Origin of the sequence: Campylobacter sp. 2018MI34, assembly GCF_016598975.1 — a bacterium.
Taxonomy (GTDB): Bacteria; Campylobacterota; Campylobacteria; order Campylobacterales; family Campylobacteraceae; genus Campylobacter_D.
Map to the genome: position 1 here is coordinate 1 of NZ_JAENKS010000261.1, position 386 is coordinate 386.

Sequence of the window (386 nt, forward strand, 5' to 3'; positions counted from 1 at the left end):
CAATAAAACCGGCAGCCATGACGAATGCCAGCGTGGTGCCTTTGCTGAACCCTAATGCAAGTAGCATGGCGATGACTATCGGCGTCAGAATAAGTGCCGCACCATCGTTGGCAAACAGTGCCGCCACCGCCGCACCGAGCAGAACGATATACGTAAAGAGCAAACGTCCACGACCTTTACCCCAGCGGGAAACGTGCAGCGCTGCCCATTCGAAAAAACCGGACTCATCAAGCAGCAGGCTGATAATAATTACGGCAATAAAGGTCGCCGTCGCGTTCCAGACGATATTCCACACCACCGGAATATCGCCCACATGCACAACGCCTGATATCAGAGCCAGTCCCGCGCCCAGCATTGCACTCCAGCCGATCCCTAATCCCTTCGGT

1 pseudogene is annotated in these 386 nt (G+C 54.9%); it reads right to left on the minus strand.

Going from position 1 to position 386, the window contains the following annotated elements:
• Nucleotides 1–386: pseudogene (arsB, locus tag JG676_RS08720) on the minus strand (arsenite efflux transporter membrane subunit ArsB); the annotation flags it as partial.